This is a genomic window from Streptomyces griseorubiginosus, assembly GCF_017614965.1.
GTDB lineage: Bacteria > Actinomycetota > Actinomycetes > Streptomycetales > Streptomycetaceae > Streptomyces > Streptomyces griseorubiginosus_B.
In genome coordinates this window covers 1-6,812 of the sequence record NZ_WVUG01000401.1, presented here as the reverse complement: position 1 = coordinate 6,812, position 6,812 = coordinate 1, and the positions used below count along the sequence as shown (strand labels likewise).

The window sequence follows — 6,812 nt, the reverse complement described above, 5'->3', positions numbered from 1 at the left end:
ACCCCCGTCCGTCCCTCCCACGCCGGCCCCATATCCCCCGGCACCGTCGCCGCCGTCGACGCCGTCTCGCTTGCCTGGGCCGAGCGGTTCGCGCGGGCCCTGGCGCCGCTGCGGCCGGACGGTTCCGGGGTCGAGCGGGACACGCGCGTGGCCGTGCCGCTGCCCCAGTCGGCGCGGCTGCTGGACGAGTTGGGGCTGGCGAGGGCCACCCCGGCGTCCCTGATGGCGCGCTGGGCCGACGCGGCGGACGACCCGCACGCGCTCGGCGGACGGGCCTGGGCCGTGCTCGGCGCAGGGCCGCGCGGTCCGGTCTCTGTGGACCTCACGGCCGACGGACCGCACCTGCTGATCGAGGGCCCCGCGGCCAGCGGCCGCACCGAGCTGCTGCGGGCCGTCGTCGCGTCGCTGGCCGCCGCCGAACGCCCCGACCGGCTCGGCGTCGTCCTGATCGACGGTCAGTCGGACGGCCTGCGGGTGTGCACCGACCTCCCGCACGTGACGACCCATCTGACCGCCAACGACCCCGTCCGCATGCGGGAGTTCGCCCAGTCGCTGAGCGCGGAGCTGAAGCGCCGGGCGGAGCTGCTCGGCCGTTCCGACTTCGCCGAGTGGCACACGGGCCGCGAGCTGTCGGGCCGCATGGTGGCCCAGCGCGGCACACCGTCCCGCGGCGCGGCGCCCGGCGGCACCGGCGCGGCCGACCTCGACACCCCGCCCAGCGCGACGATGCGGCTGCGCCCCGGCGCGGCCCGCCGGCAGACGGAGGCCGCGCCCCCACTGCCCCGTCTCGTCGTGGTCGTGGACGACCTGGACGCCCTGGTCTCCCCCGCCCTCGGCTCCCCGGGCCGCCCCGCCGCGGGCTCGGTGATACGCGCCCTGGAGGCGGTGGCGAGGGAGGGCGAGCGGCTCGGCGTCCATCTGGTCGCCGCGGCCGGGCCCGGCGGCCGTACCGCGGAGTCGGAGCCGGCCCGCCGGGCCACCCTGCGCGTCACCCTCGAAGCCCCGGACTCCGGCCCGGACGACCCCGCCCCCGGGCGCGGCCGGCTGACCTGGTCCGACGGGCGCGCGCTGCCCTTCCAGGGCGGCCGGGTCACGGGCCGCATCCCCCGCACGGCGACCCTGCGCCCCACGGTCGTCCCGCTCGACTGGCCCCGCATGGGCGACCCCCCGACCCGCCGCCCCGTAAGGGAACTGGGCAACGGCGCGACCGACCTGGCCCTCCTCGCCAGCGCGCTGGAGCGGGCGGCCCGGGAGGTCTCGGCGACGGAGGTCCCCTCACTGCTGTGATCCGTTCGGTCCGTCCGGGGCATGTCCGCGCGCCCGCCTGACGCCTGGTCACGAGGCGGTCACGATCCTCCGGTTGACACAACACGCGGTCTTGCCGCCCTCAACCCCGCGGCGTAGACCGGATCGCACGGGACAGCGCTCGACGTTCGACGACGAACGAAGAACGGGGCAGTGATGCGCAGTACGAGCACCAGGAACCGGAAACGCAGGACCGTCGCGGTCACGGCCGCCCTCCTCGCGGCGGCGCTCTCGCTGGCCGCCTGCGGAGGCGGCGACAACAAGAACAGCGGCTCGGGCGGCAGCTCGCCGAGCGCGAGCGGCGGTGGCAGCGGCCTGAAACTCCCCAAGCTCAACGGCCAGACGCTGGAGGTCGCCGCCGTCTGGACCGGTGCCGAGCAGGACAACTTCATGAAGGTCATGGACGAGTTCAAGAAGCGCACCGGCGCCAAGATCGACTTCGTGCCGACGGGCAACAACACGTCCACGTTCCTCGGTACGAAGATCCAGGGCGGTCAGCCGCCGGACGTCGCGTTCCTGCCCCAGGTCGGCGTGTTGCACCAGTTCGCGGACAAGGGCTGGCTCAAGCCGCTCGGCGCGGACGCGAAGGCCCAGCTGACGAAGAACTTCTCCAAGGGCTGGGTCGACCTCGGCGCCTGGAAGGGCACCCAGTACGGCGTCTACGCCAAGGCCGCCAACAAGTCGCTGGTCTGGTACAACACCAAGGCCTTCGACGCGGCCGGCGTCAAGGACACCCCGAAGACCTGGAAGGACTTCCTGACCACCGCGCAGACGCTGTCCGACGCCGGCTCCCCGGCGGTCTCCATCGGCGGCGCGGACGGCTGGACGCTCACCGACTGGTTCGAGAACGTCTACCTCTCGCAGGCGGGTCCCCAGAAGTACGACCAGCTGGCCGCCCACAAGATCAAGTGGACGGACCCCTCGGTCAAGGACGCCCTGACCACGCTCGCCCAGCTGTGGGGCAAGAACGACCTGATCGCGGGCGGCACCAAGGGCGCGCTGAACACGGAGTTCCCGAAGTCGGTCACGCAGACCTTCTCGGGCGACACCCCGGCCGCGATGGTCTTCGAGGGCGACTTCGTCGCGGCGAACATCAACGGCGACACCAAGGCGAAGCTGGGCACGGACGCGAAGGTGTTCCCGTTCCCGGCGGTCGGCTCGCAGGCCCCCGTGGTCAGCGGCGGCGACGTGGCGGTGGCGCTGAAGGGCGGTGAGGGCGCGCAGGCGCTGCTGACGTTCCTGGCGTCGACGGACGCGGCGCAGATCTGGGCGGCACAGGGCGGCATCCTCTCCCCCAACAAGGAGATGGACATGTCCAGTTACAAGGACGCCATCACCAAGCAGATCGCCCAGCAGCTGCTCGCCGCCGGTGACAGCTTCCGCTTCGACATGTCCGACCAGGCCCCGGCGGCGTTCGGCGGCACGGCCGGCATCGGCGAGTGGAAGGACCTGCAGGACTTCCTGCGCAACCCGAAGGACGTCGCGGGCACCCAGCAGAAGCTGGAAGCCGACGCCGCCAAGGCGTACGGCGCCGGCTGACGGTCCTGCCATGACGTCTGTGGCGAAAGCGACGGGGGGCGCCGGCGCACTGCCGACGCCCGCCGCCCAACCGCGCAAGAGCGTCACGGGGACACGGCTGTGGGTGGCGGTGCTGTTCCTGCTGCCCGCGTTCGTGCTGCTCGGGGCGCTCGTGGTCTACCCCATCGGGTACTCGGTCTGGCGCAGTCTCTACGACGCCGGCGGCTCGGGCTTCGTCGGGCTGAAGAACTACGGCGACATCTTCAGCGACAGCCGCACCCTGACCGCCGTACGCAACACGGCGATCTGGGTGGCGGTCGCTCCGGCCGTCGTCACCGCGCTCGGGCTCATCTTCGCGGTGATGACCGAACGGGTGCGCTGGGGAACGGCGTTCAAGCTGATCGTCTTCATGCCGATGGCGATCTCGATGCTCGCGGCCGGGATCATCTTCCGTCTCGTCTACGAGCAGGACCCGAACCTGGGCGCGGCGAACGCGGTCGCGAAGTCGATCCACGACACGTTCGTGTCGTCGTCGGTCTATCCCGACGCCCGGCCGAACGCGACGGCGAGCGATCTGAAGCCGTCCGGCGGCGGCTCGTTCACCTCGACCGGGACGGTGCACGCGGGCACCCCGGTGATGCTGCCGCTGGTCGGCATCGCGCCCAACCGGCTCCCCGGCAACCCGGAGAACGCCAAGGCGGCGAGCGGCAGCGGGATCACCGGCACCGTCTGGCTGGACTTCAAGCTGGGCGGCGGCGGCACGAAGGGCAAGGTCGACCCGGGTGAGAAGGCGCTGAAGGGCGTCAAGGTGGAGGCCGTGAAGGGCGGCAAGGTGGTCGCCTCCGCCAAGAGCGGCGCGGACGGCACCTTCACCCTGCCGGCGAAGGCCGAGGGGGCCCAGGTGCGGCTGCCCGCCTCGAACTTCTCCGCGCCCTACAGCGGCATCGACTGGCTCGGCCCGACGCTGGTCACACCGGCGATCATCGGCGCGTACGTGTGGATGTGGGCGGGCTTCGCGATGGTGCTGATCGCGGCGGGCCTGGCCGGCGTCGACCGCAACCTGCTGGAGGCGGCCCGGGTCGACGGGGCCAACGAGTGGCAGGTGTTCCGGCGGGTCACGGTGCCGCTGCTCGCGCCGGTCCTGGTCGTCGTCCTCGTCACGTTGATGATCAACGTGATGAAGATCTTCGACCTGGTCTACATCATCGCCCCGCAGCCCAGTCAGGACGACGCCAACGTCCTCGCGCTGCAGCTGTTCCTGTCGTCGTTCGGCGGCGGCGGCAACGAGGGCGTCGGCAGCGCGATCGGCGTCATCTTGCTGCTGCTGGTGCTGCCGGTGATGTGGGTCAACATCCGGCGTCTGCGAAGGGAGAAGCAACGGTGACCGCCCTCGATTCGACCGTGCGCGCCAAGCGCTCCTTCGCCGCGCGGGTGGCGAGCGGCGCCGCGGGCGGGGTGCTGCGGGTCTTCCTGATCGTGGTCGCCGTGTTCTGGCTGGTGCCCACCTTCGGGCTGCTGGTGTCCTCGTTCCGCGACCCGACCGACATCGCCACCTCGGGCTGGTGGAAGGTGTTCACCGCGCCCAGCCAGCTGACCGCCAAGAGCTATCAGTCGCTGCTGGAGAAGGACGCGATCACGCACGCGCTGTTCAACACCGTGTGGATCACCGTCCCGGCGACGCTGCTGGTCGTGCTGCTGGGCGCGATGGCCGGATACGCGTTCGCCTGGATGGACTTCAAGGGCCGCGACTGGTGGTTCCTGGTCGTGGTCGCGCTGCTCGTGGTGCCCGTCCAGGTGGCGCTGATCCCGCTCGCCGACCTCTTCGGCAAGATCGGGATCTTCGGCGACATCATCGGCGTGGTCCTCTTCCACGTCGGCTTCGGACTGCCGTTCGCCATCTTCCTGTTGCGCAACTTCTTCGCGGAGATCCCCCGTGAACTCCTGGAAGCGGCACGGCTGGACGGCGCCGGCGAGACCCGGCTGTTCCTCACCGTCGTCCTCCCGCTGGGCGCCCCGGCGATCGCCTCGCTGGGCATCTTCCAGTTCCTGTGGGTGTGGAACGACATGCTGGTCGCGCTGGTGTTCTCCAACTCGGAGTCGCAGCCGCTGACCGTCGCACTCCAGCAGCAGGTACGGCAGTTCGGCAACAACATCGACGTGCTGGCACCCGGCGCGTTCATCTCGATGGTCATCCCGCTGGTCGTGTTCTTCGCGTTCCAGCGGCAGTTCGTCTCCGGGGTCATGGCGGGCGCCGTCAAGTAGCCCCCGAGGCAACCGAAACGGGGGACACCGTTCACCTGGTGTCCCCCGAATGCCGTAGGAAACCGTAACCAAATCACTCCATCGGCCGTTCCCGGGCAAGGTCCTACCGCCCGCTGCGACCCATGGATGTCCCCTTGCCCAGGTTCAGTGTCATCGTCCCCGCGTACAAGGTTCAGGCGTATCTGCACGCATGCCTGGAGTCGGTGCTGTCGCAGTCGTGTGCGGATCTGGAGCTGATCGCCATCGACGACTGTTCGCCGGACGGATCGGGCGCGATCATCGACGAGTTCGCGGCCCGCGACCCACGGGTGCGGCCCGTGCACCTGGCGGAGAACCAGGGACTCGGCCGCGCCCGCAACGCCGGCCTCGCGCAGGCCTGCGGCGACTACCTGGTCTTCCTGGACGGCGACGACACCCTCACCCCGCACGCCCTGCGGATGATCGCCGACCGGCTGAAGGAGACGGGCGAGCCGGACGTCCTGGTCTACGACTACGCGCGCATCTTCTGGACCGGCGAGAGCGTCCGCAACCAGGCCGCGGCGCAGCTCACCGAGCAGGGCCCGGCGCCCTTCCGGCTGGCGGACCGCCCCGGCCTGCTGAACCTGCTGATGGTGGCCTGGAACAAGGCGTACCGGCGGGAGTTCGTCGAGCGCGAGGCCCTCGCCTTCCCGCCGGGCTACTACGAGGACACCCCGTGGACGTTCCCGGCCCTGATGGCGGCGGGCTCACTGGCGACCCTGGACCGGGTGTGCGTGCACTACCGCCAGCGCCGGCAGGGCAGCATCCTCGGCACCACGAGCCGCAGCCACTTCGACGTCTTCGAGCAGTACGACCGGGTCTTCGCGTACGTCGACGGCCGCCCCGAACTCGACCGCTGGCGGCCGGTGTTGTTCCGCCGCATGGTCGACCACCTGGCCGTCGTCTTCACCCGCCCGGGCCGGCTGCCGCGCGGGGCCCGCGCCGAGTTCCTGCGCAGGGCCCGCGCCCACTACCGCCGTCACCGCGTCCCCGGTGCCCGTCTCACCCCGCGCCACACCCTGATCCGCTGGGGCCTGCACCGCACGTACCGCGCCCTGCGGGCGGCCTCCGCCCTGCGCCGCACCGTGCTCAAGCGCACCGCGCGCCTGCTCAGGTCCCTGCGCACGACGGCCCTGCGCGTCCACTACCGCGTCCAGCGCTGTCTGCCGGTGCGCGCCGACCGCGCCGTGTTCACCGCGTCCGACGGCCGCGGCGGCACCCCGGGCGCCCTGGAGGAGGCGTTCCGTGCCCTCGTCCCGCACATCCGCACCACCTGGCTCGACACCCCGGAGACGGCCGCCCACTGGACGGCCCTGGCCCGCTCCAAGTACCTCGTCGCCGACACCGCCCTCGCTCCCCGGCTGGTCAAGCGCCCCGGCCAGATCCTGATCCGGGCCCACCAGGGCACCCCGCTCGGCCACATGGGCCTCGACCTCCAGGAACGCCCGGCCGCAGCGCGGGACATGGACTTCGGGCGGCTCCTCGACGACGTCGACACCTGGGACCACGTGCTGTCCGCCAACCGCCACTCCACCCTCACCTGGGAACGCGTCTTCCCGGGCACCTACACCACCCTGGAACTGGGCTCGCCGCGCAACGACGTGTTCCAGAAGGCGACTTCGGCGGACGTGACCCGGTTGCGCGAGTCCCTGGGCATCCCCGCCGACTCGATCGCGCTGCTGTACGCCCCCGCCCCCCGTGACTACCGC

General features: G+C 71.6%; 5 protein-coding genes. All 5 read left to right on the top strand.

Going from position 1 to position 6,812, the window contains the following annotated elements; all coding sequences use genetic code 11:
* Window positions 1–1,287 (top strand): FtsK/SpoIIIE domain-containing protein (locus GRC12_RS40215; protein WP_280117587.1); only part of this gene is annotated, 1,287 nt, incomplete at its 5' end.
* A 174-nt stretch (window positions 1,288–1,461) separates the two neighbouring features.
* Window positions 1,462–2,844 (top strand): ABC transporter substrate-binding protein, encoded by a 1,383-nt coding sequence (locus tag GRC12_RS40210; RefSeq protein WP_208785407.1) that lies wholly within the window; start codon window positions 1,462–1,464, stop codon window positions 2,842–2,844.
* A gap of 10 nt (window positions 2,845–2,854) precedes the next feature.
* A complete protein-coding gene (locus GRC12_RS40205; protein ID WP_208785406.1) occupies window positions 2,855–4,207 on the top strand; it encodes a carbohydrate ABC transporter permease in 1,353 nt (450 codons plus the stop codon).
* Window positions 4,204–5,085, top strand: coding sequence for a carbohydrate ABC transporter permease (locus GRC12_RS40200; protein ID WP_208785405.1), 882 nt, complete (start codon window positions 4,204–4,206; stop codon window positions 5,083–5,085). Before GRC12_RS40205 ends, GRC12_RS40200 begins: the two co-directional genes overlap by 4 nt.
* A gap of 134 nt (window positions 5,086–5,219) precedes the next feature.
* Window positions 5,220–6,812 (top strand): bifunctional glycosyltransferase/CDP-glycerol:glycerophosphate glycerophosphotransferase (locus tag GRC12_RS40195; protein ID WP_208785404.1); only part of this gene is annotated, 1,593 nt, incomplete at its 3' end.

What these genes read in the sequence shown, in the direction of transcription:
- GRC12_RS40210 (WP_208785407.1), top strand. Translation starts at nt 1,462, where the DNA reads ATGCGCAGTACGAGCACCAGGAACCGGAAACGCAGGACCGTCGCGGTC.
- GRC12_RS40205 (WP_208785406.1), top strand. Translation starts at nt 2,855, where the DNA reads ATGACGTCTGTGGCGAAAGCGACGGGGGGCGCCGGCGCACTGCCGACG.